General features: G+C 64.5%; 28 protein-coding genes. 14 read left to right on the plus strand and 14 right to left on the minus strand.

The annotated features are described in order from the left end of the window. Nucleotides 1-17 precede the first annotated feature (17 nt). A complete protein-coding gene (locus NX774_RS01560; RefSeq protein WP_258820390.1) occupies nt 18-896 on the minus strand; it encodes an alpha/beta fold hydrolase in 879 nt (292 codons plus the stop codon). 127 nt (nt 897-1,023) lie between these two features. On the opposite strand from NX774_RS01560, the gene NX774_RS01565 reads away from it, so the two are divergent. From NX774_RS01565 to NX774_RS01575, 3 genes are all read left to right on the plus strand, one after another. Next, on the plus strand, nt 1,024-1,818 hold the full coding sequence (locus NX774_RS01565; RefSeq protein ID WP_258820391.1) for a 3-hydroxybutyrate dehydrogenase: 795 nt from the start codon (nt 1,024-1,026) through the stop codon (nt 1,816-1,818). Nucleotides 1,819-1,999: 181 nt separating this feature from the next. Further along, nucleotides 2,000-3,289 carry an amidohydrolase family protein gene (locus tag NX774_RS01570; protein WP_258820392.1) on the plus strand — a complete coding sequence of 430 codons (1,290 nt, stop codon included), beginning with the start codon at nt 2,000-2,002 and terminating at the stop codon, nt 3,287-3,289. Between the two features lie 218 nt (nt 3,290-3,507). Beyond that, the gene (locus NX774_RS01575) at nt 3,508-4,812 is read left to right on the plus strand and encodes a dicarboxylate/amino acid:cation symporter (protein WP_258820393.1); all 1,305 of its coding nucleotides are present in this window, start codon (nt 3,508-3,510) and stop codon (nt 4,810-4,812) included. 46 nt (nt 4,813-4,858) lie between these two features. Here the strand turns inward: NX774_RS01575 and NX774_RS01580 are convergent, their stop codons facing one another. Then, nucleotides 4,859-5,578, minus strand: coding sequence for an SIMPL domain-containing protein (locus NX774_RS01580; RefSeq protein ID WP_258820394.1), 720 nt, complete (start codon nt 5,576-5,578; stop codon nt 4,859-4,861). Between the two features lie 153 nt (nt 5,579-5,731). Between NX774_RS01580 and NX774_RS01585 the strand changes: the two genes are divergently transcribed. The 4 genes from NX774_RS01585 to NX774_RS01600 all read left to right on the plus strand — a co-directional run bounded on the left by NX774_RS01585 (nt 5,732) and on the right by NX774_RS01600 (nt 10,258). After that, nucleotides 5,732-6,115 carry a BlaI/MecI/CopY family transcriptional regulator gene (locus tag NX774_RS01585; protein WP_258820395.1) on the plus strand — a complete coding sequence of 128 codons (384 nt, stop codon included), beginning with the start codon at nt 5,732-5,734 and terminating at the stop codon, nt 6,113-6,115. Then, entirely contained in the window at nt 6,112-7,386 is a 1,275-nt protein-coding gene (locus tag NX774_RS01590; RefSeq protein WP_258820396.1) for a M56 family metallopeptidase, read from the plus strand. Before NX774_RS01585 ends, NX774_RS01590 begins: the two co-directional genes overlap by 4 nt. 189 nt (nt 7,387-7,575) lie before the next feature. After that, complete coding sequence (locus NX774_RS01595; protein ID WP_258820397.1) at nt 7,576-7,965, plus strand: energy transducer TonB; 390 nt, start codon at nt 7,576-7,578, stop codon at nt 7,963-7,965. 160 nt (nt 7,966-8,125) lie between these two features. Beyond that, complete coding sequence (locus NX774_RS01600; RefSeq protein ID WP_258820398.1) at nt 8,126-10,258, plus strand: TonB-dependent receptor plug domain-containing protein; 2,133 nt, start codon at nt 8,126-8,128, stop codon at nt 10,256-10,258. Nucleotides 10,259-10,492: 234 nt separating this feature from the next. Here NX774_RS01600 and NX774_RS01605 read toward each other — a convergent pair whose 3' ends face one another. Together NX774_RS01605 and NX774_RS01610 are read right to left on the minus strand one after the other, a co-directional pair. Further along, the gene (locus NX774_RS01605) at nt 10,493-11,140 is read right to left on the minus strand and encodes a 3-oxoacid CoA-transferase subunit B (RefSeq protein ID WP_258820399.1); all 648 of its coding nucleotides are present in this window, start codon (nt 11,138-11,140) and stop codon (nt 10,493-10,495) included. A gap of 21 nt (nt 11,141-11,161) precedes the next feature. Further along, on the minus strand, nt 11,162-11,860 hold the full coding sequence (locus tag NX774_RS01610) for a CoA transferase subunit A (protein ID WP_258820400.1): 699 nt from the start codon (nt 11,858-11,860) through the stop codon (nt 11,162-11,164). Nucleotides 11,861-11,998: 138 nt separating this feature from the next. Between NX774_RS01610 and NX774_RS01615 the strand changes: the two genes are divergently transcribed. After that, nucleotides 11,999-12,559 (plus strand): PAS and helix-turn-helix domain-containing protein, encoded by a 561-nt coding sequence (locus NX774_RS01615; protein WP_258820401.1) that lies wholly within the window; start codon nt 11,999-12,001, stop codon nt 12,557-12,559. 6 nt (nt 12,560-12,565) lie between these two features. Here the strand turns inward: NX774_RS01615 and NX774_RS01620 are convergent, their stop codons facing one another. Continuing rightward, nucleotides 12,566-13,459, minus strand: coding sequence for a LysR substrate-binding domain-containing protein (locus NX774_RS01620; RefSeq protein ID WP_258820402.1), 894 nt, complete (start codon nt 13,457-13,459; stop codon nt 12,566-12,568). 104 nt (nt 13,460-13,563) lie between these two features. On the opposite strand from NX774_RS01620, the gene NX774_RS01625 reads away from it, so the two are divergent. Genes NX774_RS01625 through NX774_RS01635 form a run of 3 tightly spaced genes read left to right on the plus strand, consistent with a single transcriptional unit; the run spans nt 13,564 to nt 14,856 of the window. Continuing rightward, entirely contained in the window at nt 13,564-13,890 is a 327-nt protein-coding gene (locus NX774_RS01625) for a carboxymuconolactone decarboxylase family protein (protein WP_258820403.1), read from the plus strand. Nucleotides 13,891-13,901: 11 nt separating this feature from the next. Then, nucleotides 13,902-14,294, plus strand: coding sequence for a tautomerase family protein (locus tag NX774_RS01630; RefSeq protein WP_258820404.1), 393 nt, complete (start codon nt 13,902-13,904; stop codon nt 14,292-14,294). Between the two features lie 10 nt (nt 14,295-14,304). Then, the gene (locus NX774_RS01635) at nt 14,305-14,856 is read left to right on the plus strand and encodes a DUF4865 family protein (RefSeq protein WP_258820405.1); all 552 of its coding nucleotides are present in this window, start codon (nt 14,305-14,307) and stop codon (nt 14,854-14,856) included. A gap of 38 nt (nt 14,857-14,894) precedes the next feature. Here NX774_RS01635 and NX774_RS01640 read toward each other — a convergent pair whose 3' ends face one another. Both NX774_RS01640 and NX774_RS01645 read right to left on the minus strand, forming a co-directional pair. Beyond that, nucleotides 14,895-15,320, minus strand: a complete 426-nt coding sequence (locus NX774_RS01640; RefSeq protein WP_370660392.1) for an acyl-CoA thioesterase — start codon at nt 15,318-15,320, stop codon at nt 14,895-14,897. Between the two features lie 20 nt (nt 15,321-15,340). After that, nucleotides 15,341-16,117 (minus strand): SDR family oxidoreductase, encoded by a 777-nt coding sequence (locus NX774_RS01645; RefSeq protein WP_258820406.1) that lies wholly within the window; start codon nt 16,115-16,117, stop codon nt 15,341-15,343. A gap of 172 nt (nt 16,118-16,289) precedes the next feature. On the opposite strand from NX774_RS01645, the gene NX774_RS01650 reads away from it, so the two are divergent. Beyond that, on the plus strand, nt 16,290-17,966 hold the full coding sequence (locus NX774_RS01650) for an electron transfer flavoprotein-ubiquinone oxidoreductase (protein WP_258820407.1): 1,677 nt from the start codon (nt 16,290-16,292) through the stop codon (nt 17,964-17,966). 113 nt (nt 17,967-18,079) lie between these two features. Here NX774_RS01650 and NX774_RS01655 read toward each other — a convergent pair whose 3' ends face one another. The 3 genes from NX774_RS01655 to NX774_RS01665 all read right to left on the minus strand — a co-directional run bounded on the left by NX774_RS01655 (nt 18,080) and on the right by NX774_RS01665 (nt 20,051). Beyond that, nucleotides 18,080-18,742 (minus strand): amino acid ABC transporter permease, encoded by a 663-nt coding sequence (locus NX774_RS01655; protein WP_258820408.1) that lies wholly within the window; start codon nt 18,740-18,742, stop codon nt 18,080-18,082. A gap of 9 nt (nt 18,743-18,751) precedes the next feature. Then, nucleotides 18,752-19,564, minus strand: coding sequence for a transporter substrate-binding domain-containing protein (locus NX774_RS01660; RefSeq protein WP_258820409.1), 813 nt, complete (start codon nt 19,562-19,564; stop codon nt 18,752-18,754). An 82-nt stretch (nt 19,565-19,646) separates the two neighbouring features. Further along, nucleotides 19,647-20,051, minus strand: a complete 405-nt coding sequence (locus NX774_RS01665) for a hypothetical protein (RefSeq protein WP_258820410.1) — start codon at nt 20,049-20,051, stop codon at nt 19,647-19,649. 127 nt (nt 20,052-20,178) lie between these two features. On the opposite strand from NX774_RS01665, the gene NX774_RS01670 reads away from it, so the two are divergent. Then, nucleotides 20,179-20,388 carry a DUF3460 family protein gene (locus NX774_RS01670; RefSeq protein ID WP_258820411.1) on the plus strand — a complete coding sequence of 70 codons (210 nt, stop codon included), beginning with the start codon at nt 20,179-20,181 and terminating at the stop codon, nt 20,386-20,388. Nucleotides 20,389-20,501: 113 nt separating this feature from the next. On the opposite strand, the gene NX774_RS01675 is transcribed toward NX774_RS01670, so the two are convergent. The 4 genes from NX774_RS01675 to NX774_RS01690 all read right to left on the minus strand — a co-directional run bounded on the left by NX774_RS01675 (nt 20,502) and on the right by NX774_RS01690 (nt 22,642). Next, a complete protein-coding gene (locus NX774_RS01675) occupies nt 20,502-20,954 on the minus strand; it encodes a metallophosphoesterase family protein (protein WP_258820412.1) in 453 nt (150 codons plus the stop codon). Between the two features lie 9 nt (nt 20,955-20,963). Continuing rightward, entirely contained in the window at nt 20,964-21,254 is a 291-nt protein-coding gene (locus NX774_RS01680; protein WP_258820413.1) for a DUF378 domain-containing protein, read from the minus strand. A gap of 86 nt (nt 21,255-21,340) precedes the next feature. Further along, nucleotides 21,341-22,036: a YcbK family protein gene (locus tag NX774_RS01685; RefSeq protein ID WP_258820414.1), complete on the minus strand. Its 696-nt coding sequence runs from the start codon at nt 22,034-22,036 to the stop codon at nt 21,341-21,343. A gap of 78 nt (nt 22,037-22,114) precedes the next feature. Next, nucleotides 22,115-22,642: a GNAT family N-acetyltransferase gene (locus NX774_RS01690; RefSeq protein ID WP_258820415.1), complete on the minus strand. Its 528-nt coding sequence runs from the start codon at nt 22,640-22,642 to the stop codon at nt 22,115-22,117. 196 nt (nt 22,643-22,838) lie between these two features. On the opposite strand from NX774_RS01690, the gene NX774_RS01695 reads away from it, so the two are divergent. Next, nucleotides 22,839-23,852 (plus strand): sulfate ABC transporter substrate-binding protein, encoded by a 1,014-nt coding sequence (locus NX774_RS01695; protein ID WP_258820416.1) that lies wholly within the window; start codon nt 22,839-22,841, stop codon nt 23,850-23,852. The last annotated feature ends 91 nt before the right edge of the window (nt 23,853-23,943 follow it).

A 23,943-nucleotide genomic window follows, 5' to 3' on the forward strand; every position in this document is an offset into this window, starting at 1 on the left:
CGTTATACAGCGGCTTTTCAGCCAATTAAAAAATCTCGCGCAATGGCGATCTGGTCCTCGTTCATGAAGGTCGGCGCATGGCCCACCCCGGGAACCTCGACCAGCTTCGGCCTGGGGCCGCGCGCGGCCATCTGCTGCGCGGTCTCGCGCGACAGCAGGTCAGACAGTTCGCCCCGCACCAGCAGGGTCGGGCAGCGGATCGCGTCGTACGCGGCCCACAGCCCCGCTTCGCCGGCCTTGGCAACCTCGGGGGTGATGGCCTTGAACGGCTCGGCCAGCGCCAGGTCGTAGTGGCGCACCCAGCTGCCGTCCGGCGCCTGGCGCAGCACGTCACCGGCCAGCTTGTCCCACTGTTCGTCGCTGTGCGGGCCGAACGAACTGGACACCTCGCGCACGAAAGCGGCGCCGTGCGCAAAGCTCGGGAAGCGCAGGTCCTGGCCAATGTACTCGCCGATGCGCGCCAGCGCCACCGGGTCGAGCACCGGGCCGATATCGTTGAGCACGAGCTTACGCACCGGCGTGCCGTCGAGCGCCGCCAGCATCATGCCCATCAGGCCGCCCATCGAGGTGCCGAACCAATCGACGCTCTCGTCCGCGCTGCCGGCGGTAACGCGGACGATCAGGGTGACCATGTCGGCCACGTACTGGGCCACGGTGTAGTGCTGCGGGTCGCGCAGGCGGTCCGAGCGGCCGCGCCCGACCACGTCGGGGCAGACCACCCGATAATGGCCGCACAAGGCGCGCGCCAGGTGGTCAAAGTCGTCAGCCACGCGGGTGACGCCATGCACGCACACCAGCACGCGCGGGTTGGCCGGATCGCCCCACTCCTTGTAGGCCATGTGGTGCAGGCCTGCGGGCGAACTGCATAGCACGCTCTTGATCCTTGCTTCGCTCATGGCCTCCCCGATAACAAAATTTGTTCCTGCGCTGTTAGCAGCCCGATATTTTACCGGGCTTTTGCGATTAGAATTCTACCAATTCTGAAGCATCCCCCTGATCACACCATTCACAACAGAGGACAACATGAACTCCAAGATGTTAAGCGGTAAAACGGCTCTCGTCACTGGCTCGACCTCCGGCATTGGCCTGGGCATCGCGCGCTCGCTCGCGGCACAGGGCGCCAACATCGTGTTCAACGGGTTCGGCGACGCGCAGCAAATCGAGCAGCTGCGCACCGGCGTGGCCCAGGAGTTTGGGGTACAAACGGCTTACCACAACGCCGACATGTCCAAGCCGGCCGAGATCGAGGCCATGATCAAGTTCGCCGAAGAGAAGTTCGGCGGCGTGGACGTGCTGGTCAATAACGCCGGCATCCAGTACGTGGCCAACGTCGAGGATTTCCCGGTCGAGCGCTGGGATGCGATCATCGCGATCAACCTGTCCTCCACCTTCCACACCACCCGCTGCGCGCTGCCGGGCATGAAGAAGAAGAACTGGGGCCGCATCATCAACGTGGCCTCGGTGCACGGCCTGGTCGGCTCGGCCGGCAAATCGGCCTATGTCGCGGCCAAGCACGGCGTGGTCGGCCTGACCAAGGTCACCGCGCTGGAAAACGCCCACACCGGCATCACCTGCAACGCGATCTGCCCGGGCTGGGTGCTGACGCCGCTGGTGCAAAAGCAGGTGGACGACCGCGCCGCGCGCGACGGCGTCAGCAACGAGCAGGCTAAAAAGGCGCTGCTGTCGGAAAAACAGCCGTCCGGCGAGTTCGTCACGCCCGAAGAGCTGGGTGCGCTGGCCGTGTTCTTCTGCAGCCCGGCCGGCGACCAGGTGCGCGGCGTGGCCTGGAACATGGACGGCGGCTGGGTCGCGCAGTAAGACCAACCCGCGATCTCGTAGGGTGGGCAGATTCTGCCCACGCGTCGATACGCGCCTGGCGCGGCACCGCGCCGGCGGCACGACCACCGGCTGATCCCCGCACGCCGCCTGGCGTCATTACAGACGCCCACGTTGCCCTCCGTTATGATTACGCGATCATAACTATTACGGGAAGACAACGATGCGGACCTGGGCCAAGAAACTTGCGCTGACCACCCTCACCCTGCTGGCCTGCGCGGCGCACGCGGCCGACACCCATCCGGTGCTGCTGACGGCCGACCGTGTCTGGACCGGCGAAGGCGCGCCGCACCAGGGCTGGGCGGTGCTGGTGTCGCAAGGCCGCATCCAGGCCGTCGGCCCGGCGGACAAGGTGGCAGCCCCGGCTGACGCCGAGCGCATCAACCTGCCGGGCAAGACCCTGATCCCGGGCCTGATCGACCTGCATTCGCACGTCCTGCTGCACCCGTACAACGAAACCACCTGGGATGACCAGGTGATCAAGGAAGCGCCCGCCTACCGCGTCATGCTGGCGGCGCGCCACTCGGCCGACACGCTGCAGGCCGGCTTTACCACCCTGCGCGACCTGGGCACCGAAGGCGCCGGCTACGCCGACGTGGGCATCAAGCGCGCGATCGACGAAGGCGTGCTGCCCGGCCCGCGCTTGTTCGTGGCAACCAAGGCCATCGTCGCCACCGCCAGCTACGGACCTGCCGAGCGCAACTATCGCCCGGACATGGAGCTGCCCTACGGCGCCCAGGAAGCAACCGGCGTGGACGAGGCCGTCAAGGCGGTGCGCGAGCAATCCTCGCATGGCGCGGACTGGATCAAGTTCTACGCCGATTACCGCACCGGCATCGACGGCAGTACGCGCCCGACCTTCACGCTGGATGAAATGAAGGCGATGGTCGCAACCGCGCACAACACCGGCCGCAAGGTGGCGGCGCACGCCAGCAGCGACGAGGCGATCCGCATGGCAGTGCTGGCCGGCGTGGACACGATCGAGCACGGCTACGGCGCGTCCGAAGCCACCTTCAAGCTGATGGCCGAGCGCCACACCGCCTACGTGCCGACGCTGACCGCGCCGGAAGCCATCGGCGAGTATTTCCAGCACTACACCCGCGGCGGCGCGCCGACCGCCGGCATGCAGCAGGCGATGCATGCGTTCCAGCTGGCGCGCAAGCTGGGCGTGACAATCGGCAACGGCAGCGATGTCGGCGTGTTCTCGCACGGCACCAATGCGCGCGAGCTCGAATGGATGGTGCGGCTGGGCATGACGCCAACCGAGGCACTGCGCGCGGCCACGGTGGTGGCGGCGAACATCCTCGACAAGTCCAAGGATCTGGGTGCACTCAAGCAAGGTGCGCTGGCCGACGTGGTGGCCGTTGACGGCGACCCGACGGCCGACATCGCGGCGCTGCGCAAGGTTGGCTTTGTGATGAAGGGCGGAATGGTTTATCGTCGCCCGCAATAAATACCTTTCCCCTCTTTCAGCGTTCGCTGGACGCGTGGGCAGCAGAGCTGCCCACGCTACGTTAGCCACAGCACTCACCACGGTATTTTTTAGGCGCGCAATCGCGCGCTGGCAAACGGCGACGCGGCGTAGCATGACCCGTGCGGGTTTTCCACAATAGCCCGCCCTCTTCAATTCGGACATCATGCCGAGATCAACAATTCGCTTGAAGAGCTGTCATGAAAAAGCCTTTTTATAAAGTCCTTTATATCCAGGTGCTGTTCGCCATTATCGTTGGCGTGCTGCTGGGTGTATTCGACCCTGACCTTGCTACCAAGATGAAGCCATTGGGAGACGGCTTCGTCAAACTGATCAAGATGATCATCGCACCGGTCATCTTCTGTACCGTCGTCGCCGGCATCGCCGGGATGCAGGACATGAAAAAAGTCGGCCGCGTCGGCGGCAAGGCGCTGCTGTATTTCGAAGTCGTCTCGACCTTTGCGCTGGCCATCGGCCTGATCGTCGCGCACGTGATCCAACCGGGCGCCGGCTTCAACGTGGACCCGGCCACCCTGGACACCAAGGCCATCGCCGAGTACACCGCCAAGACCAAGTCGCTGTCCACCGTCGACTTCCTGATGAACATCATCCCGAACACCTTCGTGGACGCATTCGCCAAGGGTGACATCCTGCAGGTGCTGCTGATCTCGATCCTGTTCGGTTTTGCGCTGTCGATCCTGGGCGAGCGCGGCCGTCCGGTCACCAAGTTCATCGACGAGCTCTCGCATGCCATCTTCGGCGTGGTCGGCATCATCATGAAAGCCGCCCCGATCGGCGCGTTCGGCGCCATGGCCTTCACCATCGGCAAGTACGGCGTGGCCGCCCTGCTGCCGCTGGCCAAGCTGGTCGGCACCTTCTACCTGACCTCGGCGCTGTTCGTCATCATCGTGCTGGGCCTGATCGCGCGCTTCACCGGCTTCTCGATCTTCCGCTTCGTCTCCTACATCAAGGAAGAACTGCTGATCGTGCTGGGCACCAGCTCGTCGGAAAGCGCGCTGCCGGCGCTGATGCGCAAGATGGAAAAACTTGGCTGCTCGAAATCGGTCGTCGGCCTGGTTGTCCCGACCGGCTATTCGTTCAACCTGGACGGCACCAACATCTACATGACGATGGCCGCGCTGTTCATCGCACAGGCCACCAACACCGACCTGACGCTGGGCCAGCAACTGACCATCCTGGTTGTCGCCATGCTCACCTCGAAAGGCGCATCGGGCATCACCGGCGCCGGCTTCATCACGCTGGCGGCAACGCTGGCCGTCGTGCCGACCATCCCGGTGGCCGGCATGGCGCTGATCCTAGGCATCGACAAGTTCATGAGCGAATGCCGCGCGCTGACCAACTTCATCGGCAACGGCGTGGCCTCGATCGTGGTGTCGAAGTGGGAAAACGAGCTCGACCACGAGACGCTGCAGCGCGAGCTGAAGCACCCGAGCCATTTGGAGGAAGACAAGGAACTGTACCCGGAGCGCAAGAAAGCGGCCTGATCATTTCCCTGCCCATCTGAAAAGCGCCGGCCAGTCCGGCGCTTTTTTATTTCAGTCGGAAAATCGCGTCCACCGACAGCGCCATCGGGACCATGACGACGTTGACCAGGTTGTCGCGCCCGCTGCCTTGCGTCTGCGGCGCTTCCTTGCGGCGGAACCCGAAATCGGCGGCGACCAGACCCATCGCGTTGCCCAGGTTCCTGAGCGCGCCGGTGCTCAGTCCCGTCACCGGCCCCAGTTTGCGCCCCAGGCCGGCTGCCAGCGTCCCCGCCTTGCGGCTGGCGTCACGCACCGCGTCGGCGGCCAGGCCCGCTTCGATCTTTTCGCGCTCGCTCGTATCGAACGCGGTCGCGAAGCTGTCCAGGTTCTCCATCCCCAGCAGCCCGTTGGCCAGCGCTGCCCATTTGGCCAGGTCGTGCACGTCCAGGTGCACCACGCACTTGACCTCGACCACGGCCGGGCCGTCCCCGCGCTGGTTCTTGCGCAGCTCCTGCCGCACGTTGCGCACTTCCAGGCTTTCCTCCTCCAGCCCCTGCGCCTGGACCAGCGCGCGCACCTCGGCCACGCGTTGCTGCACCACCTTCAGCGCGACCGCCGGGTCCGCATCGGCCGCGATCACCTCGAAATCGATGGACCCCATATCCGGCTGTACGTACTGCTGGGCGGTGCCGGTGATGTGGATGAACGGGTAGTCGGGCAATTGCGACGCGGTGGCCGCGAGCGGTGCGAGCAGCAGGGTGGCCAGCGCCAAAACCTTCTTGAGCATGATGTCTCCTTTGGATGAGTTTTCTAGACAACCATGTCTAGCATAATCGCGACCGGCCGCGCTCGCAAGCAGCTGCTGTTCAAAATAGTTGTAGACGCGCCGTTCTAGTCACGCTACGCTAAAGCCGCGTACACGTAACGATCTTCCGACACCATGGCCAAGAAACCCGCCCTGCCAAAGCCGACCCCGGCCGAACTCGATCTTCTGCAAACCCTGTGGCCGCTCGGCTCGGCCACCGTGCGCCAGGTCCATGAAGCGATGCTCCATGACCGGCCGGACGTCACCTACGCCACCGTGCTGCGCCTCATGCAGATCATGCACGGCAAGGGCCTGCTGATCCGCGACGAGGCGGGCCGCTCGCACGTGTATGCGCCCGCCTACACCCAGGATTCGCTGCAAACGAACCTGCTCAAGGACCTGATGCAGCGCGCCTTCTCGGGCTCGGCCAAGGCGCTGGTGCTCGCCGCGCTCAAGACCGGCATCTCGAAGAAGGAACGCGAAGAGATCGAACACCTGCTCAAGGACGAGAAGCAATGACGCCGGCCGCCTACCAGCTGCTGTCGGCAACCGGGTGGACGCTGATCCATTTCGTCTGGCAGGGCACGCTGCTCGCCTGCCTGACCGGCATCGCGCTCACGGCGCTGCGCAACGCGCGGCCGCAACTGCGGTATCTGGCCGCGTGTGCGGGCCTGCTGGGCTGCGTGCTGTGGCCCGCGATCGGGCTGGCGCTGCGCGTGACGGCTCCCGCGCCCGGGGGCACGGTCCAGCTGTACGCGGCGGGCGCGGGCATTGCGGCAGCACTGTCCTCCACCACCGGCTTGCTGGACTACCTGCAGTCGCACCTGCCGTGGCTCGTTGGCGCCTGGGCTTGCTGTGTCGGCGCCCTCACCTTGCGCATGGCGCTTGGCCTGGCCTGGATCGGCCGTGCGAGCGCGCGCTGCGGCACTGACGCGGCCTTGCAAGTGCGTCTGTCGCTGCTGGCGGAACGCATGGGGATCGGGCGGCAGGTCCGCTTGCGCATCGTGGACCACCTCGCCAGCCCCATTACCGCCGGCTGGTGGCGTCCGGTGGTGCTGGTGCCGGCCTCGCTCGTTTCCGGCATGCCGCCGGACCTGCTCGAAGCGCTGCTCGCCCACGAACTGGGGCACGTCAAGCGGCTCGATTACCTCGTCAACCTGGGCCAGAACGTGGCCGAGATCCTGCTGTTCTACCACCCGGCGGTCTGGTGGATTTCCGGCCGCATCCGCGCCGAGCGCGAGCAAATTGCCGATGCACTTGCTGCTGACGTGATCGGCGAGCCGCGCCGACTGGCGCGCGCACTTTCCGAGCTCGAGCGCGTCCAGTTCTCGTCGTGCGCATTGGCGCAAGCGGCGAGCGGCGGCGATCTCGTTGACCGGATCAGGCGGCTGGTGAGTCCCGATCGCCATGCCCTGAGCTGGAAGGCGGCGATCCCGGTGCTGGGACTGACAGCAGCGTTTGCCGTCGTCTATTCGAACGCAGCCGCGTTGCCCCGGCACGCGCCGGCGCACTTGCACACCCGGGCGCTCGCGGATTTTCGTTCCTGCGCCAAGCCGCATTACCCGAAGGCCGACCTGGCAGCCGGCAATCGCGGCACCGTGACCCTGCAGTTCCTCGTCTCCGCCGATGGCAAGCCAGTCGAGTCGCGGGTGCTGCGGTCAAGCGGCTACCCCGGTCTTGACGAGGCGGCGCGCACTGCCCTGGACAAGTGCAGCTTCAAGCCTGCCACCGTTGACGGCGAGCCAGTGCAGGAGTGGATGCGCCTGCAGTACGTGTGGACCTTGGATTAGCGACGTAAGCCCGCCGAACCCTGAACGCCGGCACGACCGGCGTTTTTTGGGCGCCATCCTAGACTTCTGTGTCTAATTCGCGACGAATTGCATCGAATTATTCTAGACAACATTGTCTAGAACGACTAGTCTAGCTCTGGCCCGAGCCGGGCCCCGGCTCCGCCTCCCTCGACCAAACAAGGAGACACCATGACAGGCAGCAGCCTTTCGCCCTACCGCAAGCTCCGGATTGTCGCCACCGCGCTGGCAACCGCAATCCTCGGCGCATGCGCACAAACCCCGCGCACCGCTCCCGACGATGGCGCAACGAAAGCAGTCGTCCTGTTCCAGTCCTGCGCCAAGCCGGACTGGCCCGACGAGGACTTTCGCGCCGGCCACGACGGCACCGTCACCATCGACTTTCTGGTCGGCGCCGACGGCAAGGCCAGGCAAGCGAAGATTTTGAAATCGAGCGGCTACCCGGCCATGGACGAAGCGGCGCGCGACGGGATCCTCAAATGCCAGTTCAAGCCAGCCACCGTGGACGGAACACCGGTCGAGCGCTGGACGCAGGTGCAGTACGTGTGGTCGCACAGCTGAACATGTGGTGCGGTTTCCGCCGCTACGGGAGCCGCAGTTTTGGTTGTTTGCTCGTCAACAGTCGGTTAAGCTTGCCGGCTGACCAACAGATCCTGCCCCGATGTTTTTCAAACCTACCCATTTGGCATTCGCCGCATCTGTTCTCGTTCCCCACGCCTTGATGGCGCAAACGACGACGCCGGCCACGGCGCTCAGCAGCGAGCAAAAAGACGACAAGGAAAAGGCCAAGGAAAAGCCGATTCAAAGCGTCGAGGTGAAAGGCTCGGCAAGCAATTACGATCCGCGCCGCGACGACACCGCGAGCAAAACGGTGCTGAACCACGAGGAGCTGACGAAGTACGGCGACAGCAATGTCTATGAGGTCCTCAAGCGCGCCCCGGGCGTGACCGTGACGGGCAACGTGATTCGCATGCGCGGGCTGGGCGCGGGCTATACGCAAATCCTCGTGAACGGCGACCGCCCGCCTCCGGGCTTTTCGCTGGATAACCTGGATCCCGACCAGATCGAGCGCATCGAGATCATGCGCGCGGCCACCGCCGAATTTTCGATGCAGGCGATCGCCGGGACGATCAACATCGTGCTGCGCAAGATGGTATCCAAGCCGCAGCGCGACCTGCGCATCGGCATCATGAATTCGCCACAGAGCAAGTTCGAAACGGTGGGAGGCACCTGGGCGGAAAAGCGCGGGAACGCGTCCTGGTTCCTCAACGGCTCGCTGTTCGCCAACCGCAACCTGATCGACAGCACCAGCGCGGACGAATTTACCCTGCCCTCCGGCGAGGTGCGCCAACTGCGCGAATCGCGCTTTCGTGGCACCGGCTCCAGCCGTGGCCTGGCGCTGTTCCCGCGCCTGTCATGGAAGTTCGACAGCGGCGACGAACTGAACCTGCAGGCCGGCGGCCAAACCTTCCGTTCCCGCTGGAACAGCAGCTGGCAGACCCGGAACCTGGTCGGCAGCTTCCCTGCGCCCGAATGGATGGAAGGAAACGACCACACCCCGGGCAGCCAGCGCATGCTACGCGGCGAAATCAACTGGATCGCCAAGCGCGCGGGCGGCAAGCTCGACCTGGCGCTCTCCGTCGAGCGCGGCCGGAACGACAACGACTCCGATACCCTGCGCTACACCGAAGGCCGGGCCCTGCGCCTGGATCGCGACTGGAACACGATCAACCGCACCAGCCGCTATTCCTTGCGCGGCAAGTTCACCCGTTCGCTGTTTGACGGGCACGCGCTGGCCACCGGCATGGACGCCAGCGTGCAAAAGAGCGATGAAACGCGCGACCGCCGCGAGCAGCTGGCGGACGCCCCGGTGGTCCACTTCGTCGAATATTTCCAGCCGCGTATCAGCCGGCTCGCCGGCTTCGTGCAGGACGAATGGAATGTGACGAAGCAGTGGTCGGTGTACCTGGGCACGCGCTGGGAGGGCGTGCAGACGGACAGCGAAGGCACGGGACTGGTCGCAACGACATCGCGCAACCACGTGCTCAGCCCCGTCGCGCAGACGCTGTACAAGTTCCCGGGTGCGAGCGGCCGCCAGCTGCGGCTGGCCCTGACCCGCACCTACAAGGCCCCCACCACCAACGAGCTGACGGCGCGGCGCTTCGAGTCCGCCACCAATACCCGGTTCAGCCCCGATTCCGGCGGCAACCCCAACTTGCGGCCGGAGCTGGCCACCGGCATCGACCTGGGCTATGAACACTTCTGGGCGCCGGGCGCGCTGTTCTCGGTCAACGCGTCGCGGCGCGCCATTACCGACTACATCCGCACGCGGCTGGACCTGGACGCTTCGGGCCGCTGGGTCTACCAGCCCGTGAACGACGGCACCGCACAGGTGCGCTCGCTCGAGACCGAGCTGAAGCTGCCGCTCAGGCTGCTCAATCCCGGGCTCAATGGCCTGGACGTGCGCGCCAGCGCCAGCCGCAACTGGTCGCGCGTGGCCGCCGTGCCCGGCCCCAACAACCGGCTCGACGCGCAAACGCCGTTGTCGGCAACGGTCGGCTTCGATTATCGAAAAGGCGGCCTGAGCTTTGGTTCAAGCCTGGCTTACCAAAAGAATGGCTGGGTCCGGATTTCGGAAGCACAAAGCCAGCGCCAGCAAGCGCGCCGCGACCTCGACGCCTATTTGTTGTGGAAGCTCGACGCACGCTACCAGTTGCGCCTGTCGCTGGCGAACTTGCTACGTGTGGACAACACGTCGGACCGCCGCTATCTGGATACGGAGGGTTTATCGCGCCAGACCAGTTTCCAGCCCGGCGTGATGCGCGCTGGCCTGAGCCTGGAAATGAAACTCTGAAGCAAAAAAAGCTCTGTCGGTGTTAAGTGTGGACGTAAGCACGTCGTCCCCGCGGAGGCGGGGACCCATGCTGAACATCGGCCTCACGCTGCCCATGCAAAAGCCGCACGGATGCACACTCAGCATGGGTTCCCGCCTCCGCGGGAACGACGTCCAAACTTAACGCGTACCGCGCCAAAAAAAACCGCACCGGCGAGTAGCCCGGTGCGGCTCTTTGATGCCGGCTGCTGCCGGTCAGACAGCGAAGTGCAGCTCGCAGCCGGTCTTTTCCGCAATCTCTTCCTTGCTCACGCCCGGCGCCAGCTCGACCACTTTCAGGCCGTGGGCGGTCACGTCCATCACGCACAGGTCGGTGATGATGCGGTCCACCACGCCCACGCCGGTCAGCGGCAGGTCGCACTTCTCCAGGATCTTGTGCGAGGTCGAGCCGTCCTTGGCGGTGGCGACATGCTCCATCACCACGACTACGCGCTTGACGCCGGCCACCAGGTCCATCGCGCCGCCCATGCCCTTGACCATCTTGCCCGGAATCATCCAGTTGGCCAGGTCGCCGCGCTCGGACACCTGCATGGCGCCGAGGATGGCCAGGTTGATCTTGCCGCCGCGGATCATGCCGAACGAATCGGCCGAGCTGAAGTAGGCCGCGCCAGGCAGCGCCGTCACGGTCTGCTTGCCGGCGTTGATGAGGTCGGCGTCGATTTCGGCCTCGGTCGGGAACGGGCCAATGCCGAGCAGGCCGTTTTCGGACTGCAGGAACACTTCGATGCCGCTGGGGACGTAGTTGGCCACCAGGGTCGGCAGGCCGATGCCGAGGTTGACGTAGAAACCGTCTTGCAGTTCCTGGGCCGCGCGCGCGGCCATTTGATCACGAGTCCATGCCATGTTTGTCTCCGAAAGCTGATCTTAGTTGGAACGCACGGTGCGCTGTTCGATGCGCTTTTCCGGGTTCGGGTTGTGAACGATGCGGTGCACGAAGATGCTCGGGGTGTGCACCTGGTCCGGGTCGATCTCGCCGACCTCGACCAGCTTTTCGACTTCCACGATGCAGACCTTGCCTGCGGTGGCGACGTTCGGATTGAAGTTGCGCGCGGTCTTGCGGAACACCAGGTTGCCCGCCTTGTCGGCCATGTAGGCCTTGACCAGCGAGACATCCGGCACCAGCGAGTGTTCCATCACGTACATCTGGCCATCGAACTCGCGCACTTCCTTGCCTTCAGCGACAATGGTGCCGTAACCGGTCTTGGTGAAGAAGGCCGGAATGCCGGCGCCGCCGGCGCGCAGCTTTTCCGCCAGCGTGCCCTGCGGCGTGAATTCCAGCTCCAGTTCGCCGGCCAGGAACTGGCGTGCGAACTCCTTGTTCTCGCCAACATAGGACGAAATCATCTTCTTGATCTGACGCGTTTCGAGCAGCATGCCCAGGCCAAAGCCATCGACGCCGGCATTGTTGGAGATGGCGGTCAGGTCCTTGACGCCCGAGTCGCGCAGCGCAAGGATCAGCGCCTCCGGAATGCCGCACAGGCCGAAGCCGCCCACGGCGATGGTCTGGCCATCTTTGACGATACCGGCCAGCGCCGATGCCGCATCAGGATAAACTTTATTCATACCCGTCCCTTTAATAGTTAAGCAGAACGCTCTTTGTAACTGCAGAGTAGAATCTCAGCATAAAATACGCCCGTGCAAAGCACAATACCGTAGAAATACCGGCAACACGGCATTCGGAGACGACACGATTTGCATCAGATGAACGCATCATACGCCATTGATTACGAGCTGATTTTCCAGCACGCCCCAGTGGGCATGTGCATCTCGGTGAACCGTGTGATCCAGTCGTGCAACCACGCGCTGGCCGCCATGTTCGGCTACGACAAGGGCCAGCTGGACGGCCAGTCCTTCGCCGTGCTCTACCCCACCATGGACGAGTTCCTGCGCACGGGCGACCGCATCATCCCGATCATGAACGCGCGTGGCCGCTACTCGGACGAACGCATCATGCGGCGTGGCAATGGCGAGCTGTTCTGGTGCCATGTCACCGGCCGCGCGCTCAACCCGAGCGAGCCGCTGGGCGCGGGCGTGTGGACCTTCGAGGACGTGAGCGAAAAGCGCCCGGTGACGGCGGAGCTGACCCCGCGCGAGCGCGAGATCGCGGCCCTGCTGGTGGAAGGCAAGACCAGCAAGGTGATCGCGCGCGAGACCGACCTGTCGCCGCGCACGGTGGAAATGCATCGCGCCAAGCTGATGCGCAAGTTTGCCGCGTCCACATCATCCGAACTCGTGCACAAGCTGGTCGGCGTGACGCGCTGAACCCTGTCAACGCATGCGCGCCTGCGCGTCGCGGATGCTGTCGAGGATGATCGCTTCGAGCCGTTGTGCTGGCGTGCCCAGTTCCGCCGCCGAGCGGTGCAGCGCCAGCCCAATGGTGCCCAGCGCCGGCAACCCGGCATTGGCGCCCGCCTGAATGCGCAAGCCCGGCGCCAGCCCAAAGCCGGTCCTGACAGTGACACCTAGTCCCGCAGCAACCGCGGCCCAGACGCCGCCCAGGCTTGGACTGGTGAACGCCAGCCGCCATGCAATGCCGGCCCGGTCCAGCGCTTCGGTGGCCAGCTTGCGCAGCACGCATTGGCCATCGACGGCAACCAGCGGCAGCGGTTCGCGACCAGGCTGCCAGCGCAGCAATGAGGCATCGGACGGCCCGATCCACTGCAGTGCGTAGGAGCCAACCTCCTGCATGTGCGCGGTCGTGTCACCCGCATTCCACGCAAGGGCAAGGTCCAGTTCCCCTTTTTCGATACGCGCGATCAGGTCGGCGTTGCGGCCCACCCGCGCCTCGATGCGCACCGACGGGTGCGTGCGGGCGAAGCGCCCCAGCATCTCGGACAGCATGTGCTCGCCGAAATCCTCCTGCAAACCCAGCCTGACGGCGCCGGCCAGGTCGGCACTGCCCAGCGCCATCCATGCTTCGTCGTTCAACTCCAGCAAGCGCCGCGCGTAACTCAAGAGCAGTTCGCCGGCGTCGGTCAGCACCAGGCGGCGCCCGGCCTTGCGCGCGAGCGGCGTGCCGGCCTGTTCCTCCAGCTTCTTGAGCTGCGCACTGACCGCCGAGGTCGAACGGCCCAGCCGGTCCGCCGCCTTGGCAAAGCTGCCCAGCTCCATGCCAAGGCAAAAGGTGCGCATGGCGTCCAGGTCGAAGTTCACTCGCCTCATCTGATCGTCCGGTTATTCGGGATGGTCGATTCGAAATTATCCGATTTTCAGGATTATTTTCGAGTAATACCATTGCCCCGTCAATCACTAGCGCAGGAGGCATGATGAGTACAAACACAGAACAAGTGCAGCAGGCGATGGCCACGCTCGCGCCCAAGCTGGCGCAAGTCACCAACGACGTGCTGTTCGGCGATATCTGGGAGCGCGACGGCCTGTCCAAGCGCGACCGCAGCCTGGTAACCGTGGCCGCCCTGGTCGCGCTTTACCGGCTCGAACAGTTGCCCTTCCACCTGGAGCGCGCGCTCGAGAACGGCGTGACGCGCGACGAGCTGGCGGAGGCGATCACGCACCTCGCCTTCTATGCGGGATGGCCAACGGCCGCCAGCGCCGTCCAGCTGCTGCACAAGGCCTGCGCCGGCAAACCGGCCTGAGGGAGCGCGCCATGCCCTACGTTCGCATTTCCCTCCTGCGCGGCAAGTCCGACGACTACCTGGACCAGCTTTCGCGCAACGTGCACCGCGCCATGGTTGAGGCCTTCGACACGCCGCCGACGGATCGCTTCCAGGTCATCGAGCAATGCGCGCCGAACGAACTCATCTTCGACCGCCACTACCTGTGCGGTCCCCGTTCCGACGGCTTCGTCCTCATCTGCATCACCGCCGGCAAACCGCGGCCAGCCACAGCCAAGCAGGCCCTGTACCGCCGCCTGTGCGAATTGCTCGCGGCCGCGCCCGGCATCCGGCCTGAAGACGTGATGGTGGTCATCAACACGACGGCTGCCGAGGACTGGTCTTTCGGCAACGGCTTGGCAGCAAACCAACTTACCCAGCCATGATGGAGTCGCAATGATCTCAATGCAGTACAGCTTTGTCCTGCCGGCAGACTATGACATGTCGGTCATCGATCGCCGCATCGCGGAAAAAGGAAGCATGACGGACGGCTTCCCCGGCCTGGTGTTCAAGGCCTACCTGAGCGCGCGCAAGGGCGAGCGCGGCGCCAGCGACAATCGCTACGCCCCGTTTTATCTGTGGGACGGGCCGGCTGGCATGAACGACTTCCTGTCCGGCCCCGGCTTCGTTGCCCTCACCCAGTCGTTTGGGTGGCCTTCCGTCGCTACCTGGTCGGTATGGCATGCGGAACTTGCACCCGGCATCGAGCGTGCGCGCTTTGCCACGAGCGAGCGGCTTGCCATTGCCCCGCACACGGGGCTGGAGCAGCTGCGTGCCGCGGAAACGGCGCTCGCCCAATCCTGCGTCAGCGAGGCCAAGGCACTCGCGGCCGTCGCCGGGTACGAACCGACCACCTGGACACTGGTACGGTTCCGGCTTTGGGAGGAACTGCCGCTGGAACTGGCGAAAGGCGCGGCGGTCTACCGCGTCGGGCATGTCTCCCGCTAATATGCAGGATAAGCGCCAGGCTTACTGCGGCGGAGCAATCAGGCGGCAGGGAGCATGGCGCGCACCGCGTCCGGCACCGGCACGGACTTTTCGGCAGCAAAGTTCACCCACACCACCTTGGCGCCGCCTTGCGCGTACAGGTCGCCGGCCTTGCCATCCGGCCCCACCAGGCGGATCTCGTGCGTGACGTCGAAGCTGGAACGCCCCGGCGGGCCGACATAGGTCGTCACCTCGATTTCACCCGGATACTTCAGCTGCTTGATGAATGAGCATTGCGCGCTCACGATCACCGGTCCCTCGGTCACGCTGCCCGGGTCCGGCGTGCCGCCCGCCTCTTCCAGCCACGCGATGCGGGCCGATTCGATATAGCGGAAATACACCGTGTTGTTCACGTGCCCCATTGCATCCATGTCGCCCCAGCGGATGGGCATCCGCATGACGTGTACCTGCTTCTTGTTGCTCATGCTTTCTGTTTCTTTGCTTCCTATTGCGCCGTCATGCCGTCGTCCGCGGTGATGATCGCTCCGTTGATGAAATGGGTTTCTTCGGCCGCCAGCAAGAGCAGCAGCCCGTCGAGGTCTTCCGGCTTGCCCGGACGCTTCCTCGGCAGCATGTCGAGCAGCTTCTTGCCGTTGTCGGTGCCAAAGTATTCTTCGTTCAGCTCGGTGGAAATAAAGCCCGGGCAGATGGCGTTGACGTTGATGCCATACTTGCCCCACTCCACTGCCATGGCCTTGGTCATCTGCACCACGCCGGCCTTGCTCATGCAATACACGCCGATCTGGGGCAGCACCCGCAGGCCCGCGACCGAGGCAATGTTGACGATGCGGTGCTGCTTGCGGGTGTCGGCCTTGGCCCGCAGGATCATGCGCTTGGCCACCTGCTGCGCCACGAAGAAGGCGCCGCGCAGGTTGGTGTCCATGATGTAGCCGAAATCTTCCTCCGACACATCGATCAGCCGCTGGGTGGTGGAAACGCCCGAGTTGTTGATCAGGATATCGAGCGGACCGGCCTCGGTTTCGGCATGCGCGACCGCAGCCTTGATGCTGGCAAGATCGGTGACGTCGAGCGCCACGACGTGCGCCGCGCCGCCATCGGCCTCGATCTCGGCCCGCAGTTCCTTGAGGCGTTCGGTGTGCGGCGAGGCCAGCACGACCTGCGCGCCCGCGCCCGCGAGCGCCTTGGCAAAGCGTGCGCCCAATGCGCTGGAGGCGCCGGTAACCAGCGCGATCTTGCCTTCAAAATTTACTTCAATGCCCACGTGGTGGCTCCTGTTGCTGCTTAAGGATGTTCGGTTGGGAAGCCATCATCATTACACAAATTGCCAGAATTAGAGTCCAAGCTCTGATTATCCCCGTAAAATAACGGTCAAAGTTGCAATCCCCACTAAAAAGACGCACACTCGTGCTTAAATTTTTTAACTCTACAAGAAGATGACCGAGACCACCACCCTCGTTGAACAATTCGGACCGCGCGAAGCCATGGAGTATGACGTGGTGATCGTCGGCGGCGGTCCTGCCGGCCTGTCCGCCGCCATCCGCCTGAAACAACTGGCGCAAGAAAAGGGACAGGAAGTATCCGTCTGCGTGCTGGAAAAAGGCAGCGAAGTCGGCGCCCACATCCTGTCGGGCGCCGTCATGGACCCGCGTGCGATCACCGAGCTGATCCCGAACTGGCAGGAGCTGGGCGCTCCGCTGAACACCCCGGTCACCGAAGACCGCGTGCTGTTCCTGACCGAATCCAAGGCCTACCAGACGCCGGGCTTTGCCGTGCCGAAGTGCTTCGAGAACCACGGCAACTACATCGTCTCGCTGGCCAACGTGGTGCGCTGGCTGGGCCAGCAAGCCGAAGCGCTGGGCGTCGAGATCTTCCCGGGTTTCCCGGCGGCCGAAGTGCTGTACAACGATGACGGCTCGGTCAAGGGCGTTGCTACCGGCAACATGGGCGTGAACCGCGAAGGCGAGCCGACCGACGCGTTCCAGCTCGGCATGGAGTTGCACGCCAAGTACACGCTGTTCGCCGAAGGCGCGCGCGGGCACCTGGGCAAGCAGCTGATGACCAAGTTTGACCTGAACAAGGGCAAGGACCCGCAGACCTACGGCATCGGCATCAAGGAGCTGTGGGAGATCGACCCGGCCAAGCACAAGCCGGGCCTGGTGATCCACACGGCCGGCTGGCCGCTGGAGAACGACACCTACGGCGGCTCGTTCCTGTACCACCTCGAGAACAACCAGGTCGCGGTCGGCTTCGTGGTGGGCCTGGCCTACCAGAACCCCTACCTGTCGCCGTACGAGGAATTCCAGCGCTACAAGACGCACCCGGCGATCCGCACCTTCTTCGAAGGCGGCAAGCGCATTTCCTACGGCGCGCGCGCGATCACCGCGGGCGGCCTGCAATCGCTGCCCAAGCTGGTGTTCCCGGGCGGCGCGCTGATCGGTTGCGACGCCGGCTTCCTGAACACCTCGCGCATCAAGGGCAGCCATGCGGCGATCAAGAGCGGCATGCTGGCGGCAGACTCGGCGTTTGCAGCGCTGGGCGAAAACCGCCAGCACGACGAGCTGGCGAGCTACCCGGCCGCGTTCGAGCAGTCGTGGCTGCACGAAGAGCTGCACGTGGCACGCAACTTCAAGCCGTGGATGGCCAAGGGCCTGGTGGTCGGCTCGATCATGACCGGCATCGACCAGATCGTCTTCCGTGGCAAGGCGCCGTGGACGCTGCACCACCAGCACGCCGACCACGAGTGCCTCAAGCCCGCTTCCGAGTTCAAGCCGATCGTGTATCCCAAGCCGGACGGCAAGCTGACCTTCGACCGCCTGTCGTCGGTGTTCATCTCGAACACCAACCATGCCGAAGACCAGCCGGTGCACCTGACGCTCAAGAACAAGGACGTCCCGGTGGAAGTCAACCTGGCCCGCTTCGCAGGACCGGAGCAGCGCTACTGCCCGGCCGGCGTGTACGAGTTCGTCAAGACGGACGAAGGCAAGGGCCGCCTGCAGATCAATGCGCAGAACTGCGTGCACTGCAAGACCTGCGACATCAAGGACCCGACGCAGAACATCGTGTGGGTCACGCCGGAAGGCGGCGGCGGGCCGAACTACCCCAACATGTAAGGATCTTTAGCCGTCGTTCCGGCGCAGGCCGGAACCCATGCTGAGCGGAAGTTCACGCGGCCTATGGGTCCCGGCCTTCGCCGGGACGACGTTTTGGGGTTAACGCGCCCAACCTAGTGTTGCTGATGGGCCCGGTTCAGCCTTTGTTCGGCGTAGCGCTGCACCTGCTCGAACACCAGGCTCAGTACCCAGTAGATGCAAGCAGCCGCAATGTACAGCGGCAGCGGCTGGAAGGTGGTGGCGATCACTTCCTTGGTCGCCAGCATCAGCTCGGTCATGGTGATGACAGACACCAGCGAGGTATCCTTGATCAGGCTGATGAGGGTGTTGCTCATCGACGGCACCGCCACGCGCAGCGCCTGCGGCAGCACCACGTAGCGCAGCGCCTGGCCGTAGGTCAGGCCCAAGCTGTAGCTGGCGCGCCACTGGCCGACGCCGATGCTGCGGATGGCGCCGCGCAGGCTTTCGGACAGGTAGGCGCCGGCATTGAGCGACAGCGCCAGGATGCCGGCGGTGACCGGGGTGAATTCGATGCCCACGCTGGGCAAGCCATAGTAAATGACGAACAGCTGCACCAGCAGCGGTGTGCCGCGCATGGCGCTCACGTAGAGCGACGCCGGCCAGCGCAGCGGCGCCCACGGGGCGATCCGCATCACCGCGGTGGGAAAGCCGAGCACCAGGCCGCCCAGCATGGCGGCCACGGCAAACAGCAGGGTGTAGCCGGCGCCGGTCAGCATCACCGGCGCGGCTTCGCGCAGCAGCTCGAACAGATTCATCCGCCCGCCTTACTGCACCGGGCGGCTGGCATCGGTACCGAACCACTTCATCGAAATCTGCTTCAAGCTGCCGTCGGCGGTGGCCTCGGCGATGGCCTTGTTGAGGGCTGCCTTGAACTTGGGGTTCCCCTTCTGGAACGGGATGCCCATCTTCGACACCACGCCCACGCGGGTGCCGGCGCGGATCGGCAGGCGCGAGTTTTTCAGCAGGAAGGGCACCATCAGGCTGTCGTTCAGGGCGGCGTCGATGCGGCCGAAGGCCAGGTCCTGCAGGGTCTCGGGGGTGGCCGGGTAGCTCTTGACCTCCACGCCCGGGACGGTCTTGATCTGCTGCTCGAACACGGTGCCCTGCCCCACGCCGACCTTTTTGCCTTTCAGCTCCGCCAGGCTGGCGTAGTTGACGCGGTCATTGCTGCGCTGGACCAGCTGCGGACTGGAGTAGGTGTACGGCTCGGAGAAGTCGAAGGTTTCCTCGCGCTTGGGCGTGATGCCCACCTGGCTGATGATCACGTCGTACTTGCCGGTGGACAGGCCCGCCAGGATCGCGGACCACTCGGTACTGATGAACTCCGGCTTGAGCCCCATCTTTGCGGCCAGCACACGGGCCACCTCGACATCGTAGCCGCTCAGCTGGCCAGTCTTCTGGTCCTTGAAGTTGAACGGCGGGTAGGTGCCTTCCAGCGCGATGCGCAAGCTGCCGCGTGCCTTGACGGTATCGAGCAGGTCGGCGGCACTGGCCGGCAGGGCCAGCCCGGCGGCCAGCAGCAGGGCGCCAGCCTTGAGGGCATGGCGGCGGAGGGTGTTCAGGGAATCCTTGCGCATCACGGTCACCAAGTTTCTCCGGAAAAAGCTTGAGTACGCTTTTATAACCGAAAACCGCTTCCCGTGCGAAGCAAAAGTTCCGTCAATACAAGACGTTGCGGGTGCGCGTGCCGAACTTGTGCCCGCTGACGAGGGTCGTGCTCTCGACCAGGCTCGACAGGCCCATGATGAGCTGGACCAGCTTGTCGCTGGGCAGCACCCAGATCCGGCCCTTCGGCGCCTCGGCCGCGGTGGCGGCGATGATCAGGGGCGCAATCCATTCCGCGTCCGGCTCCACGTCCAGGATCACGGCGTCGGCGCCCGTCTGCATGACGACCTCGCCGCCGGGCGCGAGCGTGAAGCGCACGCCGTAGCCGGTCTCCTTGGGGCTGATCAGCTCCTGCATGGCCATGTTGTGCTCCTCGATCCACAGCTCGACGTCCTGCGGCGTCTCGAGGGGCGTCCACGGAACGGGGCGAAAGCGCGGCTTGTCGATCGGTGCAGTCATGGCGGTGCGGCTGGGAAATCTTGAAGCCGCGTATCGTACGGCATTTCGCGGCGCCCGGCCATCCTTCGCCGTCCGCCCGAACTTGGCGCTTGCCGGCTGGTCATAGCACTCAGGGAGGGAGATCGTCATGAAAGCGCAACAGCCTTACCAGCGGCGGCACGGCGGCTACGTGTCGGAGTTCGAACAATTCCTTGGCGGCTATGTCCACCAGCATCCGGCGGTCGAGAAGGACCAGCAGCACGGGTGGTACCTGCTGTGGGACAAGCACGTGGACCTGGACGAACTGGCCAAGGAGGAGCAGGACCGGGTGCCGTTGCCACCCTATTCTTACGAGTGATCCGTGGGTGGGCGGATTTGCCGCCCGCTCGGTTGAAAGCGCGGGCAGGTCAGGGCACGCTCCGCCACGACGCTCGTTCTGGTTGAACGCGTGGGCAGGAAGACCTGCCCACCCTACAGTGTCCAGATCCGGGCGCTGACGCTTGCACCGTCAACGATCAACTCGCCCAGCGCGATCGGCAGGCTGAAGCGCCGCCGCCCGGCGCTGCCGGGATTTACGTACAGCACGCCGTCGCGCTCGGCCTGCGCCGGTTTGTGCGAGTGCCCCGCCACCACTACCCGCACGCCTTCGGCCACCGGATCGATCGCCAGCTCCTTCAGGTCGTGGATCACGTACACGGCCACGTCCTCGAAGCGCACCAGCGCGGTCGCGGGCAGCGCGCGCGCCCACGGGGCCGTGTCGTTGCTGCCGCGCACCGTCGTCAGGGGCGCGATGGCCGCCAGCTGGGCCAGGATATCCGGAGCGCCGATGTCCCCGCCGTGGATGATGTGGTCGGCCCCGGCCAGAAAGCCGAGCGCTTCCGGCCGCAGCAGGCCGTGGGTGTCGGAAATCAGGCCGATGCGCAAGCGGCGCCCCTACAAGCGCCTGGTCGTGGCCATCTTGGCGGCCAGATAGATCGAATACAGGGCCGCCAGGCCCACCAGCGTGTACACCAGCCGGCTGCCGGCGCTGTCGGCGCCAAACACGCTGGCGACCACGTCGATGCCGGATATCCCGATCATGCCCCAGTTCAGCCCGCCAATGATCAAGAGGGCCATTGCAATATAGTCGAGCGCGGACATCACCGAGCCCCGCCCCTCGCGCAGCGACACGCGCCGTTCGGGCATCTGCCGCCGGTCGATGGTGGGTGCATTCATCGTTGCCATCACTGTCTCCTTTGCGAAAACGGCCGGCCGGCGCAAGGCCGGACCAAGCATGTGACAACGAATTATCGCCCAAGTTTTGGGCGCGTTCAGCCCTGCCAGGTGCGGTTCAGGCCCGTATCGGTGTGGATCCAGCCGCCCTTGGGACCGGAGCGGTAGTAAAACCCGACCCCGCCCTTGCGAAAGCTCCTGACCAGCCCGCCCAGCACTTCCTCGTTCAGGCTGGCGATGCGGATGTCCGCCGCCTTGCCCGACATGTGCAGCGACTGGCGCGCGGCCGGCACGCCCGATTCGATCAGGCGCTTGTTGGAGGCCGGGGTGCGGTAGCCGGACAGGATCTCGAGCGGCTGCTCCATGCCGTAGCGGGCGATGAAGGCTTGCGTGCCCCACAGCGTTTCAAGCAGCTTGGGGTCGATCGGGATGGTGGCCTTGCCGTTCACGTCGCGCAGCAGGTGGCACAGTTCCTGGTAGGCCGAGTCGATGATGTCGCCGTCCTTCCAGTACAGCACACGCGCCTTTTCGCCACTCTGCGGGCGGACCACCGTCAGCGTGCGCGGCTTGACCCAGAAGTCCAGGTCCAATAGCTGGGCGTCGAACAGGTCGGGCGGGGGCGCCATGCTGGTGGTGCCGGCCGGCTCTAGCGGCTGCGGCTGGGCGCGGGCAACGACCTTGGGCGATGCCTTATGGGCTGCGCTGGCGTTGGCGCAACCGATCAGAGGGACGGACAGGGCACCGAGCGCGGTCAGGCTGATGCCGTGCTGGAGGAATTCTCTGCGTGAAGCCATGGCGTACTCAACATTGCGAGGTTCGTACTATAACGCAATGGCTCAGCGGAAAAAAGGGAATGGCGGGATATCGGCGTGTTATTCGCCGCTGCAGTTGCAAAAACGCTTGCGGGCGGCGGGGTCACAGGCGCCATCGGTCTTCAGGCTCTTCCACATCAGGTCGCACTCCAGGCCGAAGCAGGCCTTTTCCTTGCCGGCGTTGGCGTAGCCGTGGCGCTCGAAGAAGGCGCTGGACGAGGCCGGGCTGTGCAGGTGCAGCTTGCTGATGTTCCAGCAGCGCGCCTGCTGCTCCAGCGCGCCCAGCAGCGCGCGGCCGACGCCGGCGCGCAGCGTGTCGGGCAGCACATAGCACAGGGCGACCTTGCCGGCCTGGGTCAACAGGCCCAGGCCCAGCAGCTGGCCGTCGCGCTCGGCCACGACTGCGTGGTTGCTGGGGGTGGAAAACCAAGTGGCAACGGTTTGCGGCGTTTTATTGCCGAGCCAGTTGTCGAGGATATCGGATTGGCCCAGGTGGTCCGGCGCGCAACCTTCGGCGATCGAGCGGCGCAGCAGCGCGCAGGCGGCTGGTGCGTCACTTAACAATGCTTGTCGAATTTCGATACCCATCTCTTCCAGCAAGAAAAAACAAAACCATGGACTTTCGGCGTAACCGATTGCGCGAACTATACACTGTAGTGCGAATGGCTGCTGTGAGCGCATGCATATCGGCCCACCTTCTAAGCATATGACAAAACTGTCGTTCCGTTCGGACCGGATTTTTCGGAACATGAATTGTTTCCACAGTTTTGATAGCGAGAACAATATGACGACCACTCCCCTCTCCTCCCTGCGCCGCGTGCTCCTTGGCCTGGCACTGGCCGCAGCGCTGCCCGTGTCGGCCAACGCAAAAGACGTCGAATTGCTGAATGTCTCGTACGACGTGGCGCGTGAACTGTACAAGGACATCAACCCGGCTTTCGTTGCCGAATACAAGAAAAAGACCGGCGAAAACGTCACCATCAAGCAGTCGCACGCGGCATCGAGCAAGCAGGCGCGCGCGGTGGCAGACGGCCTGGAGGCCTCGGTCGTGACGATGAACCAGGCCAACGACATCGACTTCCTGGCCGAGAAGGGCCTGGTGGCCAAGGACTGGGCCAAGAAGTTCCCGAACGACGCGGCGCCCTACTACTCGACCATGGTGTTCCTGGTGCGCAAGGGCAATCCGAAGGGCATCCATGACTGGGCCGACCTGGCCAAGCCGGGCGTACAGGTCGTGATCCCGAACCCGAAGACCGCCGGCAACGGCCGCTACACCTACCTTGCGGCCTGGGGCTCGGTCCTGAAGAAAGGCGGCAACGAGGCGCAGGCGCGTGACCTGGTCAAGCGCATCTTCAAGAACGTGCCGATCCTGGACGCCGGCGGCCGCGCCGCCACCACCACCTTCACCCAGCGCCAGATCGGCGACGCGCTGGTGACCTTCGAGAACGAGGTCAACCTGGTGCGCAAGGAATTCGGCGACAACTTCGAGGTCGTGTACCCGACCGTGTCGGTGTTGGCCGAGTCGCCAGTGGCCGTGGTGGACAAGGTCGTGGACCGCAAGGGCATCCGCAAGGAAGCGACCGACTACCTGAACTTCCTGTATTCGGAAACCGGCCAGACCATCGGCGCCCAGCACTTCCTGCGCGTGCGTAACGAAGCCGTGATGAAGAAATTTGCTGGCAACTACAAGCCGATCACCCTGTTCACCGTGCAGGACGTGTTCGGCGGCTGGCAAAAGGCCCAGAAGGTACACTTCGACGACGGCGGCGAATTCGACAAAATCTACCAGTCGAAATAAGCAAACTGCCGGTCCGACCGGCAAAAACCAGGCCCCGCCAGCATGCGGGGCCTTTTTTTGTTACATTTTTTAGCGAAGAGCTTGCTTTTTT

The sequence above is a fragment of the Massilia agilis genome (assembly GCF_024756255.1).
GTDB classification, from domain to species: Bacteria; Pseudomonadota; Gammaproteobacteria; order Burkholderiales; family Burkholderiaceae_D; genus Telluria; species Telluria agilis.